Here is a 25,509-nt window from a genome sequence, read left to right as displayed (position 1 = left end):
AACTTCAAGAGAAAACTTCAAGAGGTACGACCTCTACACATATTACAGTTGAATACATGACCTACACCATCAATCTAAACTCGGGAGGAATAGATTCATGTCAAAAGTATATAAAATTGCGATTATCGGATGCGGCGGCATTGCCAATGCCAAGCACATGCCTAGCTTGGCCAAGCTGAAAAATGTTGAAATGGTAGCATTCTGCGACATTGTTGAGGAGCGTGCGGTTGAGGCGAAGGAAAAGTACGGCACACCGGATGCTAAAGTCTATACCGATTATAAGGCTGTATTGGAAGATAAGAGCATCGACATCGTTCATGTATGTACGCCGAATGATTCCCATGCAGAGATTACAATTGCTTCGCTGGAGAGCGATAAGCATGTATTGTGTGAGAAGCCAATGGCGAAGAAGGCGGAAGATGCACGCCGCATGGTTGAAGTGGCGAAGCGTACAGGCAAGAAGCTTACAGTAGGCTACAATAACCGCTTCCGCAGTGACAGCCGCTATTTGAAGAAGCTGTGTGAAGAGGGCACCTTGGGTGAGATTTATTTCGCCAAAGCGCATGCGATTCGTCGCCGCGCGGTTCCTACATGGGGCGTGTTCTTGGATGAAGAGAAGCAAGGCGGAGGTCCGCTTATCGATATCGGTACACACTCGCTGGATATGACGTTGTGGATGATGGACAACTACGAGCCGCATATCGTGCTTGGCAAGGCTTATCATAAGTTGAGCGGCCGTGAGAATGCAGCGAACGCTTGGGGTCCATGGGATCCAGCGAAGTTCACGGTTGAAGATTCCGCGTTCGGGATGATTGTGATGAAGAACGGAGCGACAGTTATTTTGGAATCCAGTTGGGCGCTTAACGTAACATCCAACATCGAAGCGAAGTGCACGCTATGCGGTACAGAAGGCGGCGCAGATATGAATGACGGCTTGACGATTAACGGGGAAAGACACGGCCAACTGTACGATCAAAAATTCCATTTGACTGCAAGTGGCGTTGATTTCTATGAAGGTGAGTCTGATAATCCGCCAGATGTAGAGATGCATATGTGGATTGATGCGATTGAAAATGACAAGACGCCAATCATTACGCCGGAACAAGCGTGCGTCGTTTCTGAGATTTTGGAAGCCATTTACGAATCCTCGCGCACAGGCAAAGCAATTTACTTTGACTAATCGGAATAAGCAGCACGAATGCACATGAATCGTACCGAAGGAGGCAAAGAACACTCATGAAATTAGGCGTATTCTTAGTTCTGTACGGACAATTGCCATTAGAAGAGGCATTGGATACAGTAGCAGCTAAAGGTGTGGAAGCTGTTGAGATAGGTACTGGCGGGTATCCAGGTGCGAAGCATTGCAACCCGCATGAACTGTTAGCTAGTGAGGCGAAGCTCAAGGCATTTAAGGAAGCTGTTGCTTCCCGGGGCTTGACGATCAGTGCGCTAAGCTGTCATGGCAATCCGCTTCACCCACAGAAGGATATTGCGAAGCAGTATCATGAAGATTTCATGGCGACGCTGGATCTCGCTGCGAAGCTGGAAGTGCCAGTTGTGAACGGCTTCTCCGGCTGCCCGGGTGACCATGAAGGTGCGAAATACCCGAATTGGCCTGTGGCACCATGGCCTACAGACTATCAGGAAATTCTGGACTGGCAGTGGAAGGAAAAGGTTATTCCGTACTGGACAGAGGTGGGCAAGTTAGCCACTGAACGCGGCTTGAAGATCGGACTCGAGCTGCACGGCGGCTTCTCCGTTCACTCGCCAGGTACGATGCTTCGTCTCCGCGAAGCGGCAGGCGAGGCAATCGGAGCGAACCTTGACCCGAGCCATATGTGGTGGCAAGGCATAGATCCGGTACAGGCAATCCGTATTCTGGGGCAGGCGAATGCCATTCATCACTTCCATGCCAAGGATACGACCATTGATCCTGTGAACATCCATAAGCACGGGATAACAGATATGCAGTCTTATACGATGATGTTGGATCGCGCTTGGCAGTTCCGTACTGTTGGTTATGGTCATGATACGAAGACATGGGCTGATATAATTAGTGCCCTTCGCCTTGTCGGTTATGACTATGTTGTGAGCATAGAACATGAGGATGGCTTGATGTCCGTTGATGAGGGCTTCACGAAAGCTGTTGAGAATTTGAAGCCGATTTTAATGAAGGAACCGATTGGCGAGATGTGGTGGGTCTAGGCCTCAAATCATGCACGCCAAGTAACGTGATATAGGCATCGCATCTTCCTCGTTCTCGTGCATCAATGGATGAATGGAAGGTGCGATTGCTTTTCTAACTAAGATGTTATCATTAATGAGCTTATCTATATGAATGGACAAAGGAGCATGCAGCGATGACAAAACAAAACGTAACGATCTGGAATGAATACAGACATGAACAACACAACAAGACCGTAGCTGATATTTATCCGCAAGGGATTCATACAGCGATCGGCGAGGGACTGGGTCAGGAGTTTCATGTGCGCTATGCAACGCTCGATATGCCTGAACATGGGTTGACTGAGGAAGTATTGAATGAGACAGACGTATTGATTTGGTGGGGGCATAAGGCACACGAAGAGGTGGACGAGGCGATTGTAGAGCGTGTCTATCAACGCGTGCTTCACGGGATGGGGCTAATTGTACTTCATTCCGGTCATTTCTCGAAAATTTTCAAAAAGCTTATGGGAACCGGCTGTGATTTGAAATGGCGTGAAGCGAACGACAAGGAACGGTTGTGGGTCGTAGCTCCAGGGCACCCGATCGCAGAAGGAATTGGGGAGTATATTGAGCTTGAAGCGGAAGAAATGTACGGCGAGCACTTCGACATTCCGGCACCGGATGAGCTTGTATTCGTCAGCTGGTTTACTGGCGGAGAAGTATTCCGCAGCGGCTGCTGCTATCAGCGCGGCATGGGCAAAGTTTTCTACTTCCGTCCAGGTCATGAGACATATCCAACCTATTACAATGAGCAAATCCGTCGTGTCATCGCCAATGCGGTGAAGTGGGCGAAGCCGTCGGAACGCACATATCCGAAGTATGGCAACGCTCAGCCGCTTGAACCATTGAATTAATGGGACAAGTTAGACAACATGCACGGATTTCGTTGGAGTTATCATCATACAGCCTAATGTAATTTGAAAGAAAGAGTGGGTATAAACATGACATCAATTGAATCTTCACAACCATTACGCGTCGGAGTTGTTTCAACAGGCAACATATTCCGTGGGGCGCATATGCCTGCATTTCTCTCAAATCCGCATGTTCAGATCGTCGCTGTATGCGATCCGCATAAGCCATCTGCTTGCCAAGTTGCGGATCAAATTGGTCAGGTTCGAGTCTATGAAGACTGGCAGGAGATGCTTGAACACGAGGAGTTGGATATTGTAGATATTTGCTCCCCGAACTATTTGCACGCTCCAGTTGCGATTTCTGCCTTAGAAAAAGGGTTGCACGTATTCTGCGAGAAGCCTGATGCGACGAATCCAGAAGATGCGGTACGTATGCAGCAGGCTGCCGAGAAGTCGGGCAAAGTGCTGATGGTCATGCGGAATAATCGCTTCCGCTCGCGTTCTCAATTTCTAAAACAGTACATTGATGAAGGACAGATGGGGCAGATATACACGGGAAGATGCGGCTGGGTGCGCAGATATGGCATTCCAGGTGCAGGAGGCTGGTTCACAACCAAATCCAAATCTGGAGGAGGGCCTCTGATCGATTTGGGTGTGCATATGATCGACTTGGCCATCTGGCTGATGGGCAATCCGAAGCCAGTTGCAGTATCAGGAGCGACATACGGCCATTTCATGGATAAAGCCGCTCCATCAGGTAGTCGGGATACGTTCAATGTAGAGGATCTGGCAACTGGATTCATTCGCTTTGACAATGGGGCGACGCTCCAGTTGGAAGTAAGCTGGGCTTCACATATCGAGAAGGAACAATCGTTTGTGGAGCTGCGCGGGACACAAGCTGGCTTCAGCCTGCATGATAATGAGCTTCAGATGTTCACAGTTGCAGCTGGCAAGCATATGAACATGAAGCCGGAAGGATTTACAGACGGATCAGGACATAAGGAGAATGTGGATCACTTTGTCGATGTGATATTAGGCAAAGCTGATCCGATATTCACACCAGAACAGGGTGTAGACATGATCCGCATACTAAATGCGATTTATGAATCAGCGAAGCTTGGCCAAGAAGTAAGATTGTCTCTATAGCCATTCATGCTGATGTAAACCTGAGAACAAATGTGCTTTACGCTCATTTGTTCTCAGGTTTTTTTGTGTTCAACAAGCACATCCTAAAATTTACGTATGGTTCATGGTATGGACAACTCGCGACTATTGTCGGGAAGCCTTGTTGCCTATTCTGTCATGAAGTCGTCGGTGTTCCAGGCTGTCCAGAAGCAGGACAAGCATCCCATCTTCATCGGCCATCGCGAAGGGTGGACACTGGAGGGGGAAGTATGGCATCCTGAGAAGGATGGACGCATTCATATGAGGCCATTTCCTTGGAATGCAAAATGGAAGCATTCATATATTGCCATCTCCTTGGAATGCAAATCGTTCCGTACTGACGATCAGATCTGGGTTCGATTTGAGATAGAGGCTGTATTTGGATTGCGCTATTTGCAATCACTGTACTTATATGGAGAGCGATTCAGCGGAGACGGAAATAACGGAAACTAAGGGAGGAGCCATCTCCAATGAATTTGAAGAGAAATCGATCGATAGGTATAAAGATCATAGGGGGCGCCTTATTCATTGCATTAATATGGGTTGCTGCGGATATGTGGTATTCAGACACGAAGCAGGTTGCTGCTGTTCCTCTGCAGCTAACGGAGCAGCAATCGCCGCTCCTGTTGTTTGTCGCGAAACACATGATGAGCAGCGATGGCGGAGTCTTTACGAATTTGCGTGACGACTTGCCCGAGTCAGAGCATCAAGCAGCCAATCATCAGATGCTCTCAGAATCAACAGGGCTGATGATGTTGTATGCAGTACAGATGAACAATCGTAATCTGTTCGATAATCAGCTCGCGTTTTTGCAGCGGCGTCTATTAGCGGAGAAAGGCTACGTCCGCTGGCGCTACTCCCCTAAGCATGAACCGACTGACGTTAATGCGGCGGTCGATGATCTGCGTATTGCTCGGGCACTGCTCGATGCGGATCAATTATGGGGGGTCGAGGAAGCAAGACGGATTGCGAAGGGAATCAGCAAGACGCTGTTGGATGGCAATGTGAGCAAGGACTACATGTTCGACCATTATGATTGGAAGTATAAATCCCGCTCAGACCGTGCAACGATCTCCTATATGGATATTCATACGATGGGAATGCTGGCTGTGTTCGATAAGAAGTGGGAGACGGTTCGGAATAACAGTTTGCAGCTAATGAAGAAGGGCTCGCTTGGGAACGGGTTGTTCAAGACGTACTGGACACCTGATCAAGGTTATTCCTCAACGGGATCCATCAATATGATCGATTCCTTATATACTGCGTTGTACTTGGCGGAAGAAGGCGAGGATGTAAGTGCGACAATCCGATTTCTGAAACAGGAATGGAGCCTCCACAAAGGGAAGATCCCGAGTGTATACGCAGAGGATGGGAGTGTCCGAGAAACCTTTGAATCTCCATCAGTTTATGCGCTTGCTGTTCGGATCCTCCAGCTGAAGAATGAGCATGGACTTGCGGAGCAATTGAAGCGGAGAATGTATGAATTTGCCGTGCAGCGTTCCTCCTCGCCGAATTTCGGCGGCTTTGTCGAAGAGAAGGACAATAGTGCCTTCTCATTCGACCAGCTGCAAGTATTGTTGACGGAAGTCAATCCTGTAGGAAGCAAGAAGAATGAAATCAAGGGAAAGTGAAGTAAACGGAAACGAAATCTACAAGTAGATACGATGATGGATGAACTGGTTTAGGTTATAGGAAAGGGACTGCCATGGCAGATAGTCACTTATCTGTTGGGCGGTCCTTTTACATAATAGAAATAGGTAATGCTGTAGGAAACATTGCTTTTAGATCCTAACTCGATACAATGAAATGGAGAAATAAATTGAGGTGACAGGTATGAAAGAATGGTACGAGCGGAGTTTCGGTCGCGACTATTTAGTTGTATATAAACATCGTGATTTTCAAGGGGCCGCACAAGAAGTGCATCGGATGATGAAGTGGCTGGAGCTGCCCGAAGCAGCCTCTGTGCTGGATCTATGCTGTGGGATGGGCAGGCACTCACTGGCGCTCGCGGAAGCTGGGTACAAGGTGACAGGAGTAGATTTGTCTGAGGTGCTTCTACGAGAGGCGGCGAAGCTGGATGAAGAGCATGTCGTAACCTTCTTGGCAGGGGACATGAGAGAGCTACCAGTGGAGGGGGCGTTTGATGCCGTTGTGAATTTATTTACGTCTTTTGGATATTTCCAAGCGGATGAAGACAACGGCCAGGTATTCCATGAAATTCATCGGGTGCTCCGGCCGGGCGGGCAATTTATTATAGACTTCTTAAATCCGAGCTATGTTATGCAGCATCTGGTTCCAGTATCTGAGCGCCAAGATAAGGGGACATGGATTCAAGAGAAGCGGCATATTGAGAATGGATTCGTGAAGAAGGAAATTACGTTGACGGATGAGGGCACAGGGGAACAGCGCCATTATGAGGAGCGTGTTAGACTGTATGAATTAGGCGATTTCCATCATATGATTGAAGAGGCAGGGTTGCAAATGGAGAAGGTATATGGTGGGTATGATGGTTCCTTATACAATGAAGCCGTTTCTTCTCGACTCATCATGGTTGGAACACGTCCGGAGTAAGTCCGAACTAGCAATTGGCAGCGATAACATGGGTGCATTAGACCGGTATAGATGATTAAATGTTGACTCAATCTTTGGATGAGGGGGAACAAGTAATGAAGTTGCAGCAGGTGAATGCGAATATTTATGTAGCCAGAATGCCGCTCCCTAACTCACTTCGGTGGGTGAATACCTATTTGCTTCATGGCTCAGCAGGCTGGACTATCATTGATCCGGGGCTTCGTAACAATGAGACAGAGAGTGCATGGGTCAGCTTAATGGGGGAAATGGACATTCATGCTGGCAACACGGCTTCCATTGTGCTGACACATTACCATCCTGATCATAGCGGGATTGCCGGCTGGCTTCAGCAGCAGTTGTCCGTACCCGTATGGTTGTCGGAAATAGGCTGGAATCACGTTGAGAGACTGTGGGATGGGAGATCTCCTATGACTGTGGACATGCAGCAGTTGTACCGTAAGCATGGGGCGCCGATAGCGGTAGTGGAATCCATCGGAGTTCATATGGATAGCTTCATTCCCCAGGTAACCCCGCTGCCCGATATATCGTTCATTAGGGATGGAGATTTGGTGACGCTAGGGGATGATGCTTGGCAGGCACTTGAGACAGGAGGGCACGCACCAGGCCATATGAGCTTCTATCATGCGGAAGAGCGTATAATATTGTGCGGTGATCACGTTCTGCCGCAAATAACGCCGAATGTCAGCTTCATGCCGAATAGTGATCCCGAGCCACTGCAGTCCTTCCTCATCGGGCTTGAGCGTCTTGCTGCTCTGGATGTAGAACTGGCGCTTCCAGGGCATCGACATCCATTCCAACATTTCAGGAGTCGTGCGGAAGAGTTAATCCAGCATCATGAAGCACGTCTGCAGGAGATGCAGGACGTGCTCCACAAGCCGATGACAGCCTACGAGCTGTGCTGTGCCAGCTTCGGTACGCTGGATCGTCTAACTGTGCACCAATTCCGCTTTGCAATGGGCGAGACTCTGGCTCATCTCGTCGAACTTCAACGGCGCGGCTTAGCGATGACTACTTCTGCTTCTGGCGAGTTCATGCTGTGGAAGTCATCATAAACTACATAGATTGCATTTCTTGCTCGCGTTCCGCCTGCTTGCGGTGAGCAATTCGACTGCTTGCCGCAGCGGCAATGGCGCCTACGATATCATCAAGGAACGTATGGATCTGCCCGCTATCCTTATTGTTTAATCGTTCCAAGACTCCTGGCTTCAGTTTATCAACATATCCGTAATTGGTGAATCCGATGCTTCCATATACATTAACAATGGAGAAGGCTAGAATTTCGTCCACGCCATACAGTCCCTCATCATTCTCAATCATTTCCTGCAGCGCGGGTGTCAGCTTCCCTTCTTCTGCCATGATATCAAGCTGGATACCGGTCAGAACCGCATTTTGAACCTCACGTTTGCGCAGCACCTGTTCCACATTGTAGATACAATAGTCGATTGTCAATTCAGGGAAATATTTTTGTTGCAAGAACATAACCAACTCTGCAATTTCTTCTACGCGAACTCCCCGTTTATGCAGCCACTCGCGTGTCTCAGCTTCGACTTTCTCACTGTCTAGGCTATACGCCTTGGCAGTATGTTTATGATCTGTCATGGAAGTCACCTCTATCTCTTTGTCATCATTCCTATACCTATCATTTTGCACCATTGCATGAGGAAAGTATACGACAATGATATACCCAATCCCTGCTTTCCTTACTCTCTTTCTCTTGTATTTTCTCGTTGCAATATAGAAACCTCGTCATGTTTTGGACAGCCCTCTCGTATATATAGGTGTATGACGAAGGGACGCCTTATGCACGCATTATATAAGGAAACGGGCTCCCGCTGATCACACGATAGATGCATAGAGGAGGTTGCTTCGCCTATGGTGCGGACACAATATTTCCGACAAGGTGTACTGGCAGCAGTACTGACGCTGCCCTTGCTATTAACAGCTTGCAATGGCACGAGCGGTGCGATCGATCCGCCGCCAGCAGATGTTGAGGCTAAGATGATGACTGCAACAGATGGTAAGAGCGAATTAACTGTTAATCCAATGGATGCAGCGCAGCAGCAAGCGAATATGACGATATATGCACAGGATCGCCATGGCTACTTGGCTCCAATATCGTATCAATGGAATTCCGAGGATCCGGCGGTAGTGGCGCAGGCGTCACTGGAGATGCTGGTGAAGGACGGGGTGCATAAGGGAATGCTGCCTCCGGGCTTTACGGCCACGCTGCCGAAGGGGACGAGCTTGAAGGTAACGCTCAAGCCGGAGCAGAAGACTGCATTTGTGGAATTATCGAAGGAGTTTGCCACTTACGACAAGAACGATGAGCGCAAGGTGATGGAGTCTATCACGTGGACGCTTACTTCTCTGCCGAATGTAGATCAGGTGCAATTATGGATGGATTCTAAGAAGCTGTCTGAGATGCCAGTAGACCACACCCCAATGGATACGCCGCTTTCCAGACAATTAGGAATTAATTTAGAGAAGGATTTGTCGGTCAATTATCTGCGCTCCATGCCGGTTACGTTGTATTTTTCCAGTTACAGTGAAGAGGGGAAGGCTTATTTTATTCCTGTGACTAGACTGGTTGAGCCATCATTGGATTCAGTGAGAGCAACACTGGAACAGATGATATCCGGGCCGTTGAATAAGAAAGCGATGAACATGGTCATGACCAAAGAAACGAAAATTAATGATATTATGGCCAACGGCGATACACTGACAGTGGATCTCGCTGATACGATGTTCGAAAAAGGGGATCAAGTTCCTGCGGAATTGGTGAAGGCGGTTGTTCTATCGCTTACTGAACGGCAAGGAGTGAAGAAGGTTCAGTTGAAAATAAACGGCAATATGGATATTCAAGGAACAGACAAGATAAACTATTCGGAGCCGGTCACGCGGCCTGTTGTAAATATGGCTTGGAAAGGATAGATGCTTTTCGCCAAGCTCTTTGGTAGAATAGGGGATGTTACTTTTTACGGACGACAGTGGAAATGTAGGAGGCACTATTAAATGAGAAGCAACGGACGCAAGGCGGATGAACTCCGCCCGGTTACGATTCGAACAAACACGAACAAATACGCGGAAGGATCCGTATTCATCGAAGTAGGCGACACGAAGGTGCTGTGCACGGCTACGGTTGACGAGAAAGTTCCTCCTTTTATGAAGGGGCAAGGTAAGGGCTGGATTACGGCAGAATATTCGATGCTCCCACGTGCAACGCAGACACGCAACCAGCGTGAAGCGAACCGGGGCAAGTTAACTGGCCGTACGATGGAAATTCAACGGCTGATTGGGCGGGCTCTACGCTCGGTTGTTGACTTGCATGCATTAGGTGAGAGAACAATTACGCTTGATTGCGACGTTATTCAGGCTGATGGTGGTACACGTACCACTTCTATCACCGGTTCCTTTATTGCGATGGCAATGGCGATTCATAAAGTGGCGAACCAGCATTCATTGAATAAATACCCGATTACAGATTTCCTTGCATCGGTTAGCGTTGGTGTCATTCAAGGAAATACGCTTCTTGACTTGAATTACGAAGAAGATTCTTCAGCGAAGGTCGATATGAATGTTGTGATGACAGGACAAGGCAAGTTCGTTGAAGTGCAAGGTACGGGGGAAGAGAGTCCATTCTCACGTGAAGAGCTTAACCAACTCCTTGCCAGCGCGGAGAAAGGGATCTTGGAGCTTGTTGAGATGCAGAAGGAAGCACTTGGCCCTATTGCAGACAAGATCGCTGCACGGGCAGCATTGGAGCGTGGGGAGGCAGCCGGTCATGCATCTAGCAAGTAATACGATCATTATTGCGACGAGCAACCAAGGCAAGCTGAAGGAATTTCAGCTTGCTTTCGCCTCGCTTGGCAAGCGTGTGCTCAGCATGGCAGACTATCCGCAATTGCCTGAAGTAGTAGAAGACGGAGATACCTTCAAGGCAAACGCGCTGAAGAAGGCACAGGAAGTCGCTGAAGCGATTCAACTTCCTGTTCTTGCTGATGATTCAGGACTTTGTGTGGAGCGCTTAGAGGGTGCCCCTGGCGTGTATTCTGCACGATATGCTGGTGGGCATGGCGATACGAAGGCGAACAATGCCAAGCTTCTCGAAGAGTTGGAGAAGCTGCCGGTATCCCGTACAGAACATGAGGAGCTGGGAGAAGTAGCAGAGCATGTACGGAGTGCGGCTCAATTCGTCTGCTGCCTCGTGCTGTATGATCCAGCAGAGAAGCGGTATGTCGATGTCACGGGCACATGTGATGGATTCATCATTGATGAGGCGCGTGGAGAGCATGGATTTGGCTACGATCCGCTCTTCTATGTTCCTGCATTCGGCAAGACGATGGCGGAGCTGTCTCCAGAGCAGAAGCAGAGCATTAGCCATCGCGGCAACGCGATTCGCAAGCTGCTTGAAGTGATGAAGGCGGAGCAAGCGGAAGTATAGCGGGTAGCCGCAAGATGCATCTTGATCCGCGTGCTGAATCCTGATTACTACATGTTACATAGCTGCATAATGTATGTTCCTCTTGTAGAGAACAAACGCACAGAAGCATTTTTAACCTATTTACAACGGAATAACAAGCATCGGAGGGCACCTTACTGCATAGTTAGTTAAGGTGTCCTTTTTTTCACATCAAAATACTCAGAATTGATACTTTCCAACATCGGAAAAATATGAGAAAATATTGGGCAATAAGGCGAAGGAGGATTGGTTAAAGATGAGTGAAGCTCCACGTGAATTTGGATTGGAAACTTTAGCTGTGCATGCAGGACAGGAGGTTGACCCGACTACATTGTCCCGCGCGGTTCCGCTGTATCAAACAACGTCTTACGCGTTTAAGGATACTGATCATGCTGCGGACTTATTTGCTCTGAAGGAATTTGGCAACATTTATACACGGTTGATGAATCCTACAACAGATGTGTTTGAGAAGCGAGTCGCTGCCTTGGAAGGCGGTGCAGCGGCGCTGGCCACTGCCTCTGGTCAGGCTGCGATTACGTACGCTATATTGAATATCGCGGGAGCAGGGGATGAGATTGTCTCTGCGACGAGTCTGTATGGCGGAACGTATAATCTGTTCTCGACAACATTAGCAAAGCTCGGCATTACGGTTCGGTTCGTTGATTCCAGCGATCCGGAAAACTTCCGCAAGGCGATTACGAGCAAGACGAAGGCGCTGTATGCGGAGGCGATCGGCAACCCTAGGGGCGATGTTCTCGATATTGAGGCAGTAGCCGATATCGCACATGATCATGGTATTCCGCTCATCGTAGACAATACATTCCCAAGCCCATTCCTGCTTCGCCCCCTTGAGCATGGTGCGGATATTGTAGTTCATTCCGCAACGAAGTTCATTGGCGGTCATGGCACCTCGATTGGCGGGGTAATCGTAGATGGAGGCAAGTTCGATTGGGCTGCCAATGATAAGTTCCCGGGATTGACAGAACCGGATCCTAGCTATCATGGGGTTGTATATACGGATGCTGTTGGGCCAATCGCATACATTATTAAGGCCCGTGTGCAATTGCTGCGCGATATGGGTGCTGCCATTTCTCCATTCAACGCATTCCTGCTTCTTCAAGGGCTCGAGACGCTTCACCTGCGTATGGAGCGCCATAGTGAGAATGCATTGAAGGTTGCTCAGTTCCTTGAAGCACATGAAGGTGTACAGTCGGTCAGCTACAGTGGTCTGTCTAGCCATCCATCTTATGAGCTTGCGCGGAAGTATTTGCCGAAGGGCCAGGGTGCCATCTTAACATTTGAGATTAAGGGCGGAATCGAAGCAGGACGCCAAGTGATCAATCACGTCAAGCTCTTCTCTCATCTTGCGAATGTTGGTGATTCGAAGTCGCTCATTATCCATCCTGCCAGCACAACGCATCAGCAATTGAGTGAAGATGAGCAAATTGCTGCAGGTGTAAATCCAGGACTTATTCGTTTATCTATCGGTACGGAATCCATTGACGATATCTTATTTGATTTGGATCAGGCGATTCGTGCAAGTCAGCCTGCTGCTGTCAAATAAGAAGCCATAAAAACAAAGACACACGGACGATACGCTGCTGCGTATCCCGTGTGTCTTCTTTTTATTGGATGAATGAGCTCTTGTGGGCTTCAGGTTACCATGCTACACGAATGCGGTATTCTCGCAGCCAAGTGTCCATTTGAAGCAAATAAGCAAATAATTGAGGGCCGGACATCAGTTGACCGAACCAAGGAAAGTTCGAGCTCGCTTCCTCGGAGGCTGCGATACTGCGGATTCGCTCCACATTCACAAATTGATGGAGTGGGGATGATGTATCATCCAGCCGCTCCAACGCAAGACGACGAACGGTATTCAAGTAGTTCGGATTGTGGGTTTTCGGATAAGGGCTCTTCTTGCGGTACAGTACATCTTCCGGCAATACGCCTTCAAGTGCTTTGCGAAGCAGACCCTTTTCTCGCCCACCATATGTCTTAATGCTCCATGGAATGTTGAATACATACTGGACGAGGCGGTGGTCTGTATAAGGTACACGAACTTCTAATCCTACCCCCATGCTCATTCTGTCCTTGCGATCCAGCAAGGTAGGCATGAAGCGGGTAATATTGAGATAGGACATGACCCGCATCTTGGCGGCTTGTGCATCTTCGCCAGGCAGCACAGGGACTTCGCGAACGGCATCTGCATACCGATCGGCTACGTACTGCTCTGCGCGAAGCAAGGAAGCGACTTCAGGCTTCAGGAGGCTGGAACGCAGTGGGGTAGCTAGTGCCCACGGGAAGGTACCGGCATTCAGGGCATCTTCTCGATGGAACCAAGGATATCCGCCGAATACTTCATCGGCTGCCTCGCCGGAGAGAGCGACAGTGGCGCCTTGCTTGATTTCCTTACAGAATAAGAGGAGAGAACCATCAATATCGGTCATGCCTGGCAAATCACGAACCTTCACAGCCTGTTCTAGGGAGGCGACAAGCTCAGGGGTATCGAATTTGATCCAATGATGGGTTGTGCCAAGTTCCTCCACCATACGGTAAATCCAGGGCTCATCGGCATTGGGCTGAAATGCATGAGATTGGAAGTACAGATCGTTATCAACATAATCGACCGAGTACGTATGCACCTGGCCAAGTTTATGCCGCTCGTAATGTTGAACGGTAAGGGCCGTCAGCGCACTGGAGTCCAGCCCGCCAGATAACAAGGTGCAGACGGGTACATCAGAGATGAGCTGCCGCTCAACGGTATCCTCCAGCAGCTCACGCACATGTCTAGCTGTCTGTTCGGCGTCCTCTTCATGCGGGATGCTCTCCAGCTTCCAGTAGCAATGAATTCTAAGACCATCCGGACTGTACTTCAAGGTGTGGCCTGGCCGCAGTTCTGATAGCGCTTGGTATATACCGTGTCCCGGAGTTCGAGCGGGACCAATCATCCATATTTCAGCGGCTCCCTCCAGCCCGATGACCGGTTCGATGTCCGGGTGAGCAAGCAATGATTTAGGCTCAGAACCGAATGCGAACCAGCCCTCGCCCTGTGAATAGAACAATGGCTTTACCCCGAGCCGATCACGAGCCATGAACAGATGTCTTTCCGATTCATCCCATATTGCAAAGGAAAAGATACCGTTAAATCGTTCAACACAAGCCTCTTTCCACTCCAAATAGGCAACAAGCAGAACTTCCGTATCACACTGCGTGACAAATGAATGCCCGCGGCTGATTAATTCTGTTCTTAATTCCTTCATATTGTACAGTTCGCCATTATATACAATGGCAAACACCCCTTGCTCCGTGTGCCGAATCATCGGCTGGGCGCCATTCGCGGGATCAATGACAGATAAGCGCCGGTGCCCCAGCGCACATGAACTGGTTAACCATGTTCCCTTCGCATCCGGCCCACGAGCGGATAATGTTGCGGTCATTTGTTCGACAACACCAGAACATTGGGTCAAATCACGGTTCCAGTCAATCCATCCTGTAATTCCACACATGTTACGTTCATCCTTTCCGCACCAATCTGTCCATCCGGAAGAACGAGCACCGGCATGCTGGAAGATTGAGATAATACCATGGGTATGCGCAAATCGGCATAAGATGTATGTCCATCGGGAGATGATAAAAAAAGCTTCACATAAAAGCTGAACCCCGAAGTAAACAGGGCGAGGCAATGGCCCTTAAATGGAAAGGAGGTGCTCCATGGAGCGCCAGCCTTATTATGTATCCGTACAGAATCATTCTGTTGTTGCGGAACAACATGCAGGGAGTTATGAATTTGTAGTCCATGTAAATGAAGCGGAAAGGGATGAGCTTCAAAGGCTGCTGAATGAAGTGGGGGATGCCGAAACGGATCAGATGCGGGATAGCCTCTTGTTATTGACAAGCCTATCGGATGATACGATTAACGTTCCGTATCAGCATAACCTCAACAAAGTATATGCCTACATATACAAATTCGGGACTACTGATACCAAGCGGTTTGTGGAGCAAATTTTAAATAAGGAGTGAGTCAAAAATGGAATTTAAGGCTGCAAAATTTCGTCGTCCTGTTGAAATCGAAGGGCGTCTGTGTGCAGAAGTAGGACTTATCCCTGATGATGACAAGGAGACTCCTCTACTTGCGTATGTGGCTCCTGTACGAAATGGTGGTTATGAGATTGTTCGCCTTCTGCGCAACGATGCGCATTATGAAGCAGATTGGTATGACAACAATTTGCATAACGCCTTCGAGGAAATCGCTGCGGAGGAATTCATTATAAGCAATAACGAAATCAGCTGCAGTGATCGCGATTCGATTGTTGATGCTGTCTTAGGTTCCACAGAAGTTCGAGCAGCGGTGGACGAGTTGTTTCAATTAGACACGTAATGCTATCCGTTATCATGCAGCGGAAATGGTTCGCTTTCTTATCATCGGCTTCGTGGAAAGAAATGATCAAGGAACGATGAAGGGAGGTGAGAAACGATGTCAGAGCAATTCAAGCAAAACAAGGGCAATAAATATGCCCATCAGAAGAAACATGCGGATGCCGTACTATCGAAAAACTTCAAGCATCCAGGCGAGAAGAACCATTGGGAGTTTCACAATAAGTAAATAAGTAAGTTCTGTATCAAAAGAAGGCGGCAATTATACAAGGCTCTGCGATAAGCAGAGCCTCTCATGCAGAGGTATTCTGGGATCGATGTGAGTGGGAAATAAAAAAAAGCCTCACCAACCAATAAAAGGTTCTGTGAGGCATGTTCATGTTATATTAGTAAGCAAATGAATGGCGTCCCAGGAGGGATTCGAACCCCCGACCGACGGCTTAGAAGGCCGTTGCTCTATCCAGCTGAGCTACTGGGACATGAATAAGTTAAATTTAGAACATAAATGATTGTATCAAAGAAATTGACTCTTAGCAATAGGAAAATGAAAAAATATTAATTTACATATCTTTTACAGTTTGAGTATCAGGAAAGCACATATGGTGACCGCGCAGGATAAAGAGTGAATATGATATAATGCATCATATAAGAAGCTCACCTAATTGAGGGAGAACGAGCTGCATACATAGGAGAGATTATCGTAATATATAGGCGCAGTACAGAAAGCAGGTGTTCGTATGACAGAAGATTACAAAGAGCCGGCAAAGAATAATGTCATCCTGTTTCCGAAAACTCATGATTACTACCAAATTGAGCTGACACGGATGCTGGAATCTGAGCGTTACGGCGAAGCAATTGCCTTTCTTCAATTCCTGCTGACATGTGATGGTGAGGACGAACGGATTCGGGAAGAGTGGGACGCGCTGCTGCAATGGCTCGTGTCGGCGTTCCCGGAGGCAGAAAATGCTGCTCGTGATTTGAATATGGCTGAGGGAATAGCCAGTTGGCCGGAGTCCACACCGGAAGAGGAGTCTGAAGAGACCGAACAAGATATCCTGCGACGCCAATTCCAGCAGAAGCTGAATGCGGATGGACAATATACAGAGCGATTGTTTGCTACCCTTGTAGAGGGAGAGATGGATGACCGCAAGCTCCTTATTCTTGAGCAGCTTGCAGCAGCAGAAGATCCGGGTGTTGATGAAGCTTTGGCTAAACTGCTCAAAGAGGAGAACCTTAACTCCTTGCTTCAATTCGGAATTCTTCAAGTTATGAAGAGACGGGGAATGCATGGAGAAATCCGCTTCCCTCGCGGGCAGGAGTCGCTGGTCGTACAAATAGAGGATACTCCGCTTGATAATTCGGGGTTCCCAGAGGCCGCCAAGGCACCAGCGGTGCGTGTGAACGAGGCTGCTTCTGTAAGAGAGCCTTCTCTCGCTTATTTTGCTCAGGAGATATGGCAGCAGTATTTGAAGCATATATACGGTTCTCCATCCTATGAACAGTTGTGCGGGCATGGGCAAGATGATTCGAACGCTTGGGCGGCGGCGCTGCATTTCATCGTGGCTCGAATGCTACGTGTCGACGAAGAAGTAGAAGTGAAGCAGCTGTACGGTGTCACGAATGAACTGCGTGTGCAATATGAGCTAGCGCTCCGATCATTAAATCGATCATTGCGCGTACAGTCATAGGATCTGAGGCTAAGCAATGAACGGTCGATAGCGCTTTCGTAGAAGGACGAATGTGGGAATGACGCCCTCCTTGAAAAAGTTATCGTAGTCGGCTATACTAAAATGGTTATTCTGGACGTGTTATGTTAGGTACACTCTAGCCATGATCTTTTTTTGGAGGGGAAGGCATAAAATGAAAGCAACTTGGGAAAAAATAGAGAAGAACATTGGGGTATTGGAAGTAGAGGTTAATGAAGATCGCGTAGCAGAAGGATTGGACTTGGCATTCAAAAAAGTGTCCAAGCGTGTTAACGTTCCTGGCTTCCGCAAAGGTCGCGTACCTCGCCCAATTTTCGAAGCAAAATATGGTGTGGAAAGCTTGTATCAAGATGCGATTGACATCATCTTGGGCGAAGTTTACACACAAGCTGTAAAAGAAACAAACATCCAACCGGTTGATCAGCCGGAAATCGAAGTTGAACAATTTGCAAAAGGCAAAACGTTCAAGTTCAAAGCAAAAGTAACAGTTAAACCTGAAGTGAAGCTTGGCGACTACAAAGGTCTTGAAGTGGAAGCTAAGGAAGCTGAAGTTACTGAAGAAGAGCTTGACGCTGAATTGAAGCGTCTGCAAGAGCGTCATGCTGAACTCGTTATTGTTGACGAAGAAACAGCACAAAAAGGCGACAGCGTTGTTATGGACTTCGAAGGATTCGTTGATGGCGAAGCATTTGAAGGCGGCAAAGGCGAGCGCTACACATTGGAGCTTGGCTCTAACACGTTCATTCCTGGATTCGAAGATCAATTGGTTGGCCTTGGAACAGGCGACTTCAAAGATGTTGAAGTTACATTCCCTGAGCACTACCATGCAGAGAACTTGGCTGGCAAGCCTGCAACATTCAAAGTAAAAGTTCATGAAATCAAGCGCAAGCAGCTTCCGCAGCTTGATGATGAGTTCGCTAAAGACGTTAGCGAGTTCGAAACTTTGGATGAGTACAAAGCTGATCTTACAAAACAGTTGAAAGAGCGCAAAGGACGCGAACTGGAAGCAGCTCGTGAAGCTGAGCTCGTTGAAAAAGCATCTGCAAATGCAGAAGTAGAAATTCCACGTGCGATGATCGAGACTGAAATTCAGCACATGGTTAAAGACTTGGACAACCGTCTTCGCATGCAAGGCATGAACATGGATATGTTCTTGACATTGTCTGGCCAAACGATTGCAGACTTGCGCGAGCAAATGCAACAAGAGGCTGACAAGCGTGTGAAAAACAACCTCGTTCTTGAGCAAATCGCGAAAGAAGAGAACATCACAATTTCCGAAGAAGAGCTGCAAGAAGAGCTTGATAAAATGGCAGCTTCTTACCAACGTTCTGCGGACGAAATCCGCTCCATCTTGGAGAAGAACGGCACGATTGAAAACTTGCGTGAAGAGGCTGCTCTTCGCAAAACAGTTAAGTTCATTGTGGATAACAGCAAGAATTAATTGCATATCGGCTGCAACTGCATCATGCATGTGAGAGCGGCGTAACAGGATAAGGCACGTTACTTTTTAAGGGCGTGCCTTATTTTTTACCACCTGTCTGGTGAAAGTTTGCTGGATTGTAAGTTCTTGATTCACTACATAACGTTTCACCACCCAGTAATGGGTGTACATAATCAGTATGTAACATATTAGGCGATTCCGACCCGCGAGAAGTCACGAATATAGAGCTTAATTGCAGGGATTACGGGCATTTGCCGCACATAGAATAATGGTAATCGGTGTAAAAATGACACCACGTTCAGAAAATGTTAGAATAGAAATGTAAAGCTATGTAAAGAAAAGAGGTCGGTACCATGAATTTAATCCCGATGGTCATCGAACAGACAAATCGCGGCGAACGCTCTTATGATATTTACTCGCGTCTGCTGAAAGATCGCATTATCTTTCTGGGCAGCGCCATCGATGATGACGTAGCGAACAGCGTCATTGCGCAGTTGTTGTTCCTTCAAGCAGATGATCCAGAGAAGGACATTTTCTTGTATATCAACTCACCGGGCGGTTCAGTTACGGCCGGCATGGCAATTTACGATACGATGCAGCATATCAAACCTGACGTATCTACAATCTGCGTAGGCTTGGCTGCAAGTATGGGTTCGCTCTTGCTGACGGCTGGGGCACCAGGCAAGCGCATTGCTCTGCCGAACAGTGAGATCATGATTCACCAGCCGCTGGGTGGCGTGCGCGGTCAAGCGTCCGACATTAAGATTCATGCGGACTGGATCTTGAAGACAAGACATAAGCTGAACCAAATATATGTGGATCGCACAGGTCAGCCGATTGAGAAGATTGAACGCGATACGGATCGTGACAACTTCATGAGCGCTGATGAAGCGAAAGAATACGGTCTTGTTGACCAAGTTTTACATCCGGCAAGCCCGGGGCTCAAGTAAGGGGGGACACCGATTGTTTAAATTTAATGATGAGAAGGGGCAATTGAAGTGCTCGTTCTGCGGCAAGTCGCAGGAGCAAGTACGCAAGTTGGTTGCCGGTCCTGGCGTATATATATGTGACGAGTGCATCGAGCTGTGCAATGAGATTGTAGAGGAAGAGCTCGGTCACGAAGAGGAAGTTGATCTGAAGGATATACCGAAGCCGAAGGAAATTCGTGCGATTCTGGATCAATATGTCATTGGTCAAGAAATAGCGAAAAAGTCGTTGTCCGTAGCGGTATATAACCATTACAAACGGATTAACACCCAGAACAAGATTGAGGATGTTGAGCTGCAGAAGAGTAACATCTTGCTTGTGGGGCCTACTGGTTCCGGTAAGACACTCTTGGCGCAGACCATGGCTAAAATCTTGAACGTGCCATTCGCAATTGCGGATGCCACATCGCTTACAGAAGCAGGTTATGTGGGCGAAGATGTTGAAAATATTCTGCTGAAGCTGATCCAAGCGGCAGACTATGACGTGGAGAAGGCGGAACGCGGTATTATTTACATCGATGAAATCGATAAAGTAGCTCGCAAATCCGAGAATCCTTCGATTACACGCGATGTATCTGGCGAAGGGGTACAGCAGGCATTGCTGAAAATTTTGGAGGGAACCGTTGCTTCTGTTCCGCCGCAAGGTGGCCGTAAGCATCCTCACCAAGAATTTATTCAAATTGATACGACGAACATCTTGTTCATTTGCGGCGGTGCGTTTGACGGACTGGAGCAAATTATCAAGCGTCGTGTAGGGAAGAAAATTATTGGCTTCAATGCTGATGGTGGTCAGAAGGATTTGAAGCCTGGCGAATACTTGACGATGACACTTCCGGAGGATTTGCTGAAATTCGGACTTATTCCTGAATTTGTTGGGCGTCTTCCAGTCATCTCGACGTTGGAGCCGCTTGATGAGCATACATTGGTTCGTATCTTGAGCGAGCCGAAGAATGCGCTGACGAAGCAGTACCAGAAGTTGCTTGAGATGGACAATGTGAAGCTTGACTTCGAGTCTGGCGCACTGGAAGCCATTGCTCGCGAAGCGATCAAGCGCAACACTGGAGCGCGTGGATTGCGTGCCATCATCGAGGGCATTATGCTTGACGTGATGTATGAAGTGCCATCGCGCGATGATGTAACAACATGTGTCATTACGGAGCAAGTAGTAAAAGAACGAATGATTCCGGAACTGACGACAGATAAGAAACAAGAGGAAAGCGCCTAATAGGCGCTTTTCCGTCCGTTTCCGACATGGGAGAGAATGTATCATGTATTTGCGACATCAGACTAGAGCTGTAAAAGTGGGCGATGTAACGATTGGCGGCAACAATGAGGTTGTCATTCAGAGCATGTGCACGACGAAGACGGCAGATGTAGAAGCCACTGTTGCGGAAATTCATCGACTTGAAGAAGCTGGATGCCAGCTTGTTCGGGTTACGGTCAACAATGAGGAAGCAGCGGATGCGATTAAGGAGATTAAGAAGCGTATCTCGATTCCGCTCGTTGCTGACATTCACTTTGACTACAGGCTCGCTTTGAAGGCGATTGAGAACGGTATTGACAAGGTCCGGATCAATCCGGGCAATATTGGGCGCCGTGAGAAAGTGGAAGCGGTCGTGAAGGCGTGCAAAGAGCGCGGCATTCCGATTCGAATCGGTGTTAATGCAGGATCGCTGGAGAACCACCTGCTCGAGAAGTATGGATATCCAACGCCAGAGGCGATGGTCGAAAGTGCTCTATTCCATATCGGAATTTTAGAAGAACTTGATTTCCACGATATTATTGTCTCGTTGAAGGCATCAGATGTGCCTATGGCCATCGCTGCCTATACAAAGGCTTCTGAGGTAATTCCGTACCCGCTTCACTTAGGGATTACAGAAGCTGGAACACTGTTCTCAGGGACGATTAAGAGTGCGGCAGGGCTCGGAGCCTTGTTATCACTTGGAATTGGCTCGACGGTTCGTGTCAGCTTGAGTGCGGATCCAGTAGAAGAAGTGAAGGTTGCGCGTGAGATGCTGAAATGTTTCGGCTTGATTTCCAATGCAGCTACACTTGTATCATGTCCAACATGCGGCCGACTTGACATCGATTTGTTCTCGATTGCGAACGAAGTAGAGGAGTATATCTCCAAAGTGAAAGTTCCAATTAAGGTATCGGTGCTTGGTTGTGCGGTAAACGGTCCGGGCGAGGCTCGTGAAGCGGATATCGGCATCGCTGGAGCTCGTGGTGAAGGGCTGTTATTCCGCTACGGAGAAATGATTCGTAAAGTACCGGAGGCAGAGCTTGTCTCTGAGTTGAAGAAGGAAATCGACCATATCGTCGCTGAATATGAGCGTACGGGTCAGATTCCAGGGCGTAAGCACTAATCGAAATATAAGAAGCTATCTTGTTATCATATGATACAAGAACACCCACATGCAGCAGTGGCGCATGTGGGTGTTTTCTTTGTCTGTATCCAAGTTTCTAATTCAATGATCTCGTTCATGTGTCAGACGAGTTAGTAACCTCAGCGATAGGAGCATTGGTTAGTGAGGGAGCATTTTGCTGCATTTTGCTGTTTCCGTTGAATTTGCCGCCTTCTTTGATAATGAAGGATTGGCACAATACATTGCCTTCCAATCTGCCAGAGCTCTCGATGATGACACTTTCTGTGACGTTGACATCACCTTGCATGAACCCTGCGATAACTAGGCTGGAAGCTTGAATATGGGAATAGGCTTTGCCCGACTCTCCAATAATTACGTTCTGACTGCAATGAACATCACCAGTAATGGTTCCCTCGATCCGTAGGTCAGTTTCGCATACAAGCTTTCCTTCAATTGTAGTAGCCTGTCCAATTAAGGTGTCGGTTCCGCTAATTTTTTTGCCAGAGGATTTGGCGAACATATCGTGCTCCTTTCTTATATAAAAATCTTATTCAGGAGTGTTTACATAAGTCATTGGATCAATAGGCTGTCCGTTCTTACGAATTTCGAAATGTAGATGAGGCCCTGTGCTCCGACCTGTTGTACCGATTTTGCCAATGAGTGTCCCTTTTTTCACCGAATCTCCGCTGGCCACAACTCTCTCGCTTAGGTGCAAGTAGCGTGTAGTAAGTCCGCTGCCATGATTCACGATGATATAATTCCCCTTCAGCTCATCCCTGTCGGAATCAATGACGACCCCTTCGGCAGTAGCGTAAACCGGATCGCCTGTATCTCCGCCTATATCTAATCCAGCATGGAATGCTTCACTGCGTTGAAACGGATCACTGCGTTCTCCGAAAAGAGAGGTGATTCGTGTGCTACCTGTTGGCCATAGGGTTGGTGTAGCGTTCAACTGCTGCTGGAAGGCTTCGGCATTCTTAAACAGAGAAGGCATTGTTCGTTCCCAATCCTGCCACTTCTTATTCATATGATGGAGCTGCTTATTCGTGTTCTCCCATGCTTCAAGTGGTGAGACAGGCTTTTGGTCGCTGCTGTTCACTTCTGTGGCGGCAGAACGAAGCATCGACAACTTAGATGCAGGAAGCATAATATATTCACCGCCTAGCGGCAAAGGCAAGGAAGCGGTATCGCGCTTGGATGACATCGAATTGGGCTTACCCATGCTAGGAGACTGCTTGCTATTCTTTGGGTGGTTAGCGCCAGTTGGAACTTGTAAATAGGATTGCAATTGCTGTTCCCATTGTGAGATTTTGTCCATTTTCTGTTTCATATCGTTGGAAGAAGCGGTAATAATGGATAATTGCTTGTCCATCTCTGCTAACAGTTGATTCTTCTCCTGCAGCTCAAGCTGTAATTGTTCATGACGAGCAACAATATCATGCATGGTAAATCGTTGAATGACTAACGATAAAAGTAATGCGCTAATCCCGCCAATGACAATAAACATGACAAGTTTAACCACAACAGTTGGAATACTGTATTGAATAACTGGCCGATTTGGTCCTCGCATGAGCATCCACGTCCAGTGGCGATCGTTTGATTTCGTCATATTTCAAGGATTCCTCCTTAACGACACAAAGGTAAAATAAGCTAGAAACGTTTACATAACATTCCTATTGTACATGATTTTCGGTGAAAAGTAAGTAGATAATGCAACGATTCGACATAAAAATCGGTTTGTGTCGAATGACAAAAAGGTAAATTTTATCACTAATTGAAAAATGATAAAAAACATTTTGCCATCGCCCGCGATTTACGCTACAATCAGTTAGTACCGTGTTAGCAAAGTTGACATATGCGTACGACAGGACTAGACAATAAGAGAGGTGCGATATATTGATCGATCAACTTCAGGATTGGATCGGGAAGTTTAATGATTTGTGGTATTTGATGCTTATATTTGTCCTAGTAACAGCAGGATTATATTTCTCATTCCGCACAGGCTTCGTGCAGCTTTCTGCAATTAAAGAAACATTCCGTCTTATTTTGGGACGGGATAAAGGAAAGCCATCCGGTGAAAAGCAAGGCGTTTCCTCTTTCCAGGCATTCGCAATGAGTACAGCCTCACGTGTCGGTACGGGGAATTTGGCTGGAGTCGCTATTGCTATTTCGTTAGGTGGCCCTGGCGCTGTATTCTGGATGTGGATGATTGCCATTATTGGTGCGGCTTCGGGGTTTGTCGAATCGACATTGGCACAAGTGTACAAAGTGCGTGATGGCAAGCATTTTAGAGGCGGCCCGGCTTACTATATGGAACGGGCGTTGAACGCACGTTGGTTAGGCATTATTTTTGCAGTCCTCATTATTTTCAGTTTCGGATTCGTCTTCAACTCTGTGCAGGCTAATACTGCAAGTGCAGCATTCCAAGATATATTTAACTTGGATCCGATTTGGATGGGGATCATCTTGGCGGTTCTTGTTGTCCCAACGATATTCGGAGGGGTTCAGCGGGTTGCGCAGGTTACTGCGACCGTAGTTCCTATCATGGCGCTAGCATATATGGCCATTGCTTTGTTCGTCATGCTGGTCAATTTTAGCGAAATTCCGGAAGTGTTTGCTTCTATTATAAAAAATGCCTTTGGATTTGAGGAGGCGCTGGCTGGCGGTGTAGGCGCAGCGGTGATGAACGGAATTAAACGTGGTCTGTTCTCGAACGAGGCCGGGATGGGTAGTGCTCCGAATGCAGCGGCGACAGCCAATGTTAGTCATCCAGTCAAGCAAGGATTGATCCAGTCGTTCGGGGTATTCGTCGATACATTGCTTGTTTGTTCGTCAACAGCGTTCATTATCCTGTTTTCTGGGATTTCAACGACAGGCGAGCAGAACGGCATTCGATTGACTCAACATGCGCTTGCGACTCAGGTTGGGGATTGGGCGCACATTTTTATTGGCTTAGCTGTCTTTTTATTCGCATTTACTTCACTTATTGGAAACTACTATTACGGTCAAAGCAACATCGAATTCATTACAAAGAAAAAGGGATGGATGCTTGCCTATCGGTTAGGTGTTGTAGCGATGGTTCTCTTCGGTTCTGTTGCGAAGATGACTCTAGTTTGGAATTTGGCAGACTTGTTCATGGGCTTCATGGCGTTCATTAATCTTATTTCCATTATGCTGCTTGGTAAAGTGGCTTTTGCGGCTTTGAAAGATTATATGGGTCAGCGTAAGCGTGGCGAGGAGCCAGTCTTCTATGCGGATTCTGTTCCAGGACTGAAGCATGCAGAATGTTGGGAAAGAAATAATAACTCATAATCGCATACGCTTATAATGCATCCGGCAAAGGG

General features: G+C 47.7%; 25 protein-coding genes and 1 tRNA gene. 21 read left to right on the top strand and 5 right to left on the bottom strand.

Annotated elements, in window-relative coordinates; all coding sequences use genetic code 11:
• The first annotated feature begins 97 nt into the window (after nt 1–97).
• The 8 genes from M3661_RS26625 (at nt 98) to M3661_RS26590 (ending at nt 7,885) form a co-directional block, all read left to right on the top strand.
• Nucleotides 98–1,180 (top strand): Gfo/Idh/MocA family protein, encoded by a 1,083-nt coding sequence (locus M3661_RS26625; protein ID WP_251489992.1) that lies wholly within the window; start codon nt 98–100, stop codon nt 1,178–1,180.
• A 56-nt stretch (nt 1,181–1,236) separates the two neighbouring features.
• Nucleotides 1,237–2,205 (top strand): sugar phosphate isomerase/epimerase family protein, encoded by a 969-nt coding sequence (locus tag M3661_RS26620; RefSeq protein WP_021252354.1) that lies wholly within the window; start codon nt 1,237–1,239, stop codon nt 2,203–2,205.
• A gap of 155 nt (nt 2,206–2,360) precedes the next feature.
• On the top strand, nt 2,361–3,080 hold the full coding sequence (locus tag M3661_RS26615; protein WP_065292008.1) for a ThuA domain-containing protein: 720 nt from the start codon (nt 2,361–2,363) through the stop codon (nt 3,078–3,080).
• An 87-nt stretch (nt 3,081–3,167) separates the two neighbouring features.
• Nucleotides 3,168–4,223: a Gfo/Idh/MocA family protein gene (locus M3661_RS26610; protein WP_251489990.1), complete on the top strand. Its 1,056-nt coding sequence runs from the start codon at nt 3,168–3,170 to the stop codon at nt 4,221–4,223.
• A 108-nt stretch (nt 4,224–4,331) separates the two neighbouring features.
• A complete protein-coding gene (locus tag M3661_RS26605; RefSeq protein ID WP_251489989.1) occupies nt 4,332–4,694 on the top strand; it encodes a hypothetical protein in 363 nt (120 codons plus the stop codon).
• 17 nt (nt 4,695–4,711) lie between these two features.
• A complete protein-coding gene (locus tag M3661_RS26600; RefSeq protein ID WP_251489987.1) occupies nt 4,712–5,872 on the top strand; it encodes a glycosyl hydrolase family 8 in 1,161 nt (386 codons plus the stop codon).
• Nucleotides 5,873–6,074: 202 nt separating this feature from the next.
• Nucleotides 6,075–6,812: a class I SAM-dependent methyltransferase gene (locus tag M3661_RS26595; RefSeq protein WP_036590195.1), complete on the top strand. Its 738-nt coding sequence runs from the start codon at nt 6,075–6,077 to the stop codon at nt 6,810–6,812.
• Between the two features lie 95 nt (nt 6,813–6,907).
• On the top strand, nt 6,908–7,885 hold the full coding sequence (locus M3661_RS26590) for an MBL fold metallo-hydrolase (protein ID WP_251489984.1): 978 nt from the start codon (nt 6,908–6,910) through the stop codon (nt 7,883–7,885).
• A gap of 1 nt (nt 7,886) precedes the next feature.
• Here M3661_RS26590 and M3661_RS26585 read toward each other — a convergent pair whose 3' ends face one another.
• Nucleotides 7,887–8,432 carry a phosphatidylglycerophosphatase A family protein gene (locus M3661_RS26585; RefSeq protein WP_065292011.1) on the bottom strand — a complete coding sequence of 182 codons (546 nt, stop codon included), beginning with the start codon at nt 8,430–8,432 and terminating at the stop codon, nt 7,887–7,889.
• A gap of 273 nt (nt 8,433–8,705) precedes the next feature.
• On the opposite strand from M3661_RS26585, the gene M3661_RS26580 reads away from it, so the two are divergent.
• The 4 genes from M3661_RS26580 to M3661_RS26565 all read left to right on the top strand — a co-directional run bounded on the left by M3661_RS26580 (nt 8,706) and on the right by M3661_RS26565 (nt 12,856).
• Nucleotides 8,706–9,764: a GerMN domain-containing protein gene (locus tag M3661_RS26580; protein WP_251489982.1), complete on the top strand. Its 1,059-nt coding sequence runs from the start codon at nt 8,706–8,708 to the stop codon at nt 9,762–9,764.
• An 81-nt stretch (nt 9,765–9,845) separates the two neighbouring features.
• Nucleotides 9,846–10,631, top strand: a complete 786-nt coding sequence (gene rph, locus M3661_RS26575; protein WP_021252346.1) for a ribonuclease PH — start codon at nt 9,846–9,848, stop codon at nt 10,629–10,631.
• Nucleotides 10,615–11,274 (top strand): XTP/dITP diphosphatase, encoded by a 660-nt coding sequence (locus M3661_RS26570; RefSeq protein ID WP_251489980.1) that lies wholly within the window; start codon nt 10,615–10,617, stop codon nt 11,272–11,274. Before rph ends, M3661_RS26570 begins: the two co-directional genes overlap by 17 nt.
• A 274-nt stretch (nt 11,275–11,548) precedes the next feature.
• Complete coding sequence (locus M3661_RS26565) at nt 11,549–12,856, top strand: homocysteine synthase (RefSeq protein ID WP_251489978.1); 1,308 nt, start codon at nt 11,549–11,551, stop codon at nt 12,854–12,856.
• A 94-nt stretch (nt 12,857–12,950) separates the two neighbouring features.
• Here M3661_RS26565 and asnB read toward each other — a convergent pair whose 3' ends face one another.
• Nucleotides 12,951–14,798, bottom strand: a complete 1,848-nt coding sequence (gene asnB, locus M3661_RS26560; protein ID WP_251489976.1) for an asparagine synthase (glutamine-hydrolyzing) — start codon at nt 14,796–14,798, stop codon at nt 12,951–12,953.
• A 205-nt stretch (nt 14,799–15,003) separates the two neighbouring features.
• Here asnB and M3661_RS26555 point away from each other — a divergent pair, with 205 nt between their 5' ends.
• The 3 genes from M3661_RS26555 (at nt 15,004) to M3661_RS30400 (ending at nt 15,895) form a co-directional block, all read left to right on the top strand.
• Complete coding sequence (locus tag M3661_RS26555; RefSeq protein ID WP_021252342.1) at nt 15,004–15,312, top strand: hypothetical protein; 309 nt, start codon at nt 15,004–15,006, stop codon at nt 15,310–15,312.
• A 7-nt stretch (nt 15,313–15,319) separates the two neighbouring features.
• Entirely contained in the window at nt 15,320–15,670 is a 351-nt protein-coding gene (locus tag M3661_RS26550; protein WP_021259075.1) for a hypothetical protein, read from the top strand.
• A gap of 96 nt (nt 15,671–15,766) precedes the next feature.
• On the top strand, nt 15,767–15,895 hold the full coding sequence (locus M3661_RS30400; protein WP_260612424.1) for a hypothetical protein: 129 nt from the start codon (nt 15,767–15,769) through the stop codon (nt 15,893–15,895).
• A gap of 173 nt (nt 15,896–16,068) precedes the next feature.
• On the opposite strand, the gene M3661_RS26545 is transcribed toward M3661_RS30400, so the two are convergent.
• Nucleotides 16,069–16,145 (bottom strand) — tRNA-Arg (locus M3661_RS26545).
• A 258-nt stretch (nt 16,146–16,403) separates the two neighbouring features.
• Between M3661_RS26545 and M3661_RS26540 the strand changes: the two genes are divergently transcribed.
• The 5 genes from M3661_RS26540 to ispG all read left to right on the top strand — a co-directional run bounded on the left by M3661_RS26540 (nt 16,404) and on the right by ispG (nt 22,165).
• Nucleotides 16,404–17,354, top strand: a complete 951-nt coding sequence (locus M3661_RS26540) for a hypothetical protein (RefSeq protein WP_251489974.1) — start codon at nt 16,404–16,406, stop codon at nt 17,352–17,354.
• A gap of 172 nt (nt 17,355–17,526) precedes the next feature.
• Nucleotides 17,527–18,813 carry a trigger factor gene (gene tig / locus M3661_RS26535; protein WP_065292018.1) on the top strand — a complete coding sequence of 429 codons (1,287 nt, stop codon included), beginning with the start codon at nt 17,527–17,529 and terminating at the stop codon, nt 18,811–18,813.
• Between the two features lie 353 nt (nt 18,814–19,166).
• On the top strand, nt 19,167–19,763 hold the full coding sequence (gene clpP / locus M3661_RS26530; RefSeq protein WP_021252338.1) for an ATP-dependent Clp endopeptidase proteolytic subunit ClpP: 597 nt from the start codon (nt 19,167–19,169) through the stop codon (nt 19,761–19,763).
• A gap of 13 nt (nt 19,764–19,776) precedes the next feature.
• Nucleotides 19,777–21,024 carry an ATP-dependent protease ATP-binding subunit ClpX gene (gene clpX / locus M3661_RS26525; RefSeq protein ID WP_021252337.1) on the top strand — a complete coding sequence of 416 codons (1,248 nt, stop codon included), beginning with the start codon at nt 19,777–19,779 and terminating at the stop codon, nt 21,022–21,024.
• Nucleotides 21,025–21,067: 43 nt separating this feature from the next.
• Nucleotides 21,068–22,165, top strand: a complete 1,098-nt coding sequence (ispG, locus tag M3661_RS26520; RefSeq protein WP_021258198.1) for a flavodoxin-dependent (E)-4-hydroxy-3-methylbut-2-enyl-diphosphate synthase — start codon at nt 21,068–21,070, stop codon at nt 22,163–22,165.
• Nucleotides 22,166–22,280: 115 nt separating this feature from the next.
• On the opposite strand, the gene M3661_RS26515 is transcribed toward ispG, so the two are convergent.
• Nucleotides 22,281–22,685 carry a bactofilin family protein gene (locus M3661_RS26515; RefSeq protein ID WP_251489972.1) on the bottom strand — a complete coding sequence of 135 codons (405 nt, stop codon included), beginning with the start codon at nt 22,683–22,685 and terminating at the stop codon, nt 22,281–22,283.
• A 27-nt stretch (nt 22,686–22,712) separates the two neighbouring features.
• The gene (locus M3661_RS26510; RefSeq protein WP_251489971.1) at nt 22,713–23,774 is read right to left on the bottom strand and encodes a M23 family metallopeptidase; all 1,062 of its coding nucleotides are present in this window, start codon (nt 23,772–23,774) and stop codon (nt 22,713–22,715) included.
• 287 nt (nt 23,775–24,061) lie between these two features.
• On the opposite strand from M3661_RS26510, the gene M3661_RS26505 reads away from it, so the two are divergent.
• Nucleotides 24,062–25,477 (top strand): alanine/glycine:cation symporter family protein, encoded by a 1,416-nt coding sequence (locus M3661_RS26505; protein WP_175400529.1) that lies wholly within the window; start codon nt 24,062–24,064, stop codon nt 25,475–25,477.
• Nucleotides 25,478–25,509: the final 32 nt, after the last annotated feature.

The sequence above is a fragment of the Paenibacillus sp. MER 180 genome (assembly GCF_023713665.1).
Classification (GTDB): domain Bacteria; phylum Bacillota; class Bacilli; order Paenibacillales; family Paenibacillaceae; genus Paenibacillus_B; species Paenibacillus_B suaedae.
Note: the sequence above shows the minus strand (reverse complement) of the source record. Positions and strands in the feature narration are given on the sequence as shown.

Coding starts and splice junctions, on each gene's coding strand:
- M3661_RS26540 (WP_251489974.1), top strand. CDS start 16,404: ATGACAGAAGATTACAAAGAGCCGGCAAAGAATAATGTCATCCTGTTT.
- M3661_RS26600 (WP_251489987.1), top strand. CDS start 4,712: ATGAATTTGAAGAGAAATCGATCGATAGGTATAAAGATCATAGGGGGC.
- M3661_RS30400 (WP_260612424.1), top strand. CDS start 15,767: ATGTCAGAGCAATTCAAGCAAAACAAGGGCAATAAATATGCCCATCAG.
- M3661_RS26615 (WP_065292008.1), top strand. CDS start 2,361: ATGACAAAACAAAACGTAACGATCTGGAATGAATACAGACATGAACAA.
- ispG (WP_021258198.1), top strand. CDS start 21,068: ATGTATTTGCGACATCAGACTAGAGCTGTAAAAGTGGGCGATGTAACG.
- M3661_RS26590 (WP_251489984.1), top strand. CDS start 6,908: ATGAAGTTGCAGCAGGTGAATGCGAATATTTATGTAGCCAGAATGCCG.
- M3661_RS26555 (WP_021252342.1), top strand. CDS start 15,004: ATGGAGCGCCAGCCTTATTATGTATCCGTACAGAATCATTCTGTTGTT.
- M3661_RS26595 (WP_036590195.1), top strand. CDS start 6,075: ATGAAAGAATGGTACGAGCGGAGTTTCGGTCGCGACTATTTAGTTGTA.
- M3661_RS26605 (WP_251489989.1), top strand. CDS start 4,332: ATGGACAACTCGCGACTATTGTCGGGAAGCCTTGTTGCCTATTCTGTC.
- rph (WP_021252346.1), top strand. CDS start 9,846: ATGAGAAGCAACGGACGCAAGGCGGATGAACTCCGCCCGGTTACGATT.
- M3661_RS26585 (WP_065292011.1), bottom strand. CDS start 8,432: ATGACAGATCATAAACATACTGCCAAGGCGTATAGCCTAGACAGTGAG.
- M3661_RS26515 (WP_251489972.1), bottom strand. CDS start 22,685: ATGTTCGCCAAATCCTCTGGCAAAAAAATTAGCGGAACCGACACCTTA.
- M3661_RS26580 (WP_251489982.1), top strand. CDS start 8,706: ATGGTGCGGACACAATATTTCCGACAAGGTGTACTGGCAGCAGTACTG.
- asnB (WP_251489976.1), bottom strand. CDS start 14,798: ATGTGTGGAATTACAGGATGGATTGACTGGAACCGTGATTTGACCCAA.
- M3661_RS26550 (WP_021259075.1), top strand. CDS start 15,320: ATGGAATTTAAGGCTGCAAAATTTCGTCGTCCTGTTGAAATCGAAGGG.
- M3661_RS26625 (WP_251489992.1), top strand. CDS start 98: ATGTCAAAAGTATATAAAATTGCGATTATCGGATGCGGCGGCATTGCC.
- M3661_RS26570 (WP_251489980.1), top strand. CDS start 10,615: ATGCATCTAGCAAGTAATACGATCATTATTGCGACGAGCAACCAAGGC.
- M3661_RS26610 (WP_251489990.1), top strand. CDS start 3,168: ATGACATCAATTGAATCTTCACAACCATTACGCGTCGGAGTTGTTTCA.
- clpP (WP_021252338.1), top strand. CDS start 19,167: ATGAATTTAATCCCGATGGTCATCGAACAGACAAATCGCGGCGAACGC.
- M3661_RS26510 (WP_251489971.1), bottom strand. CDS start 23,774: ATGACGAAATCAAACGATCGCCACTGGACGTGGATGCTCATGCGAGGA.
- M3661_RS26565 (WP_251489978.1), top strand. CDS start 11,549: ATGAGTGAAGCTCCACGTGAATTTGGATTGGAAACTTTAGCTGTGCAT.
- tig (WP_065292018.1), top strand. CDS start 17,527: ATGAAAGCAACTTGGGAAAAAATAGAGAAGAACATTGGGGTATTGGAA.
- M3661_RS26620 (WP_021252354.1), top strand. CDS start 1,237: ATGAAATTAGGCGTATTCTTAGTTCTGTACGGACAATTGCCATTAGAA.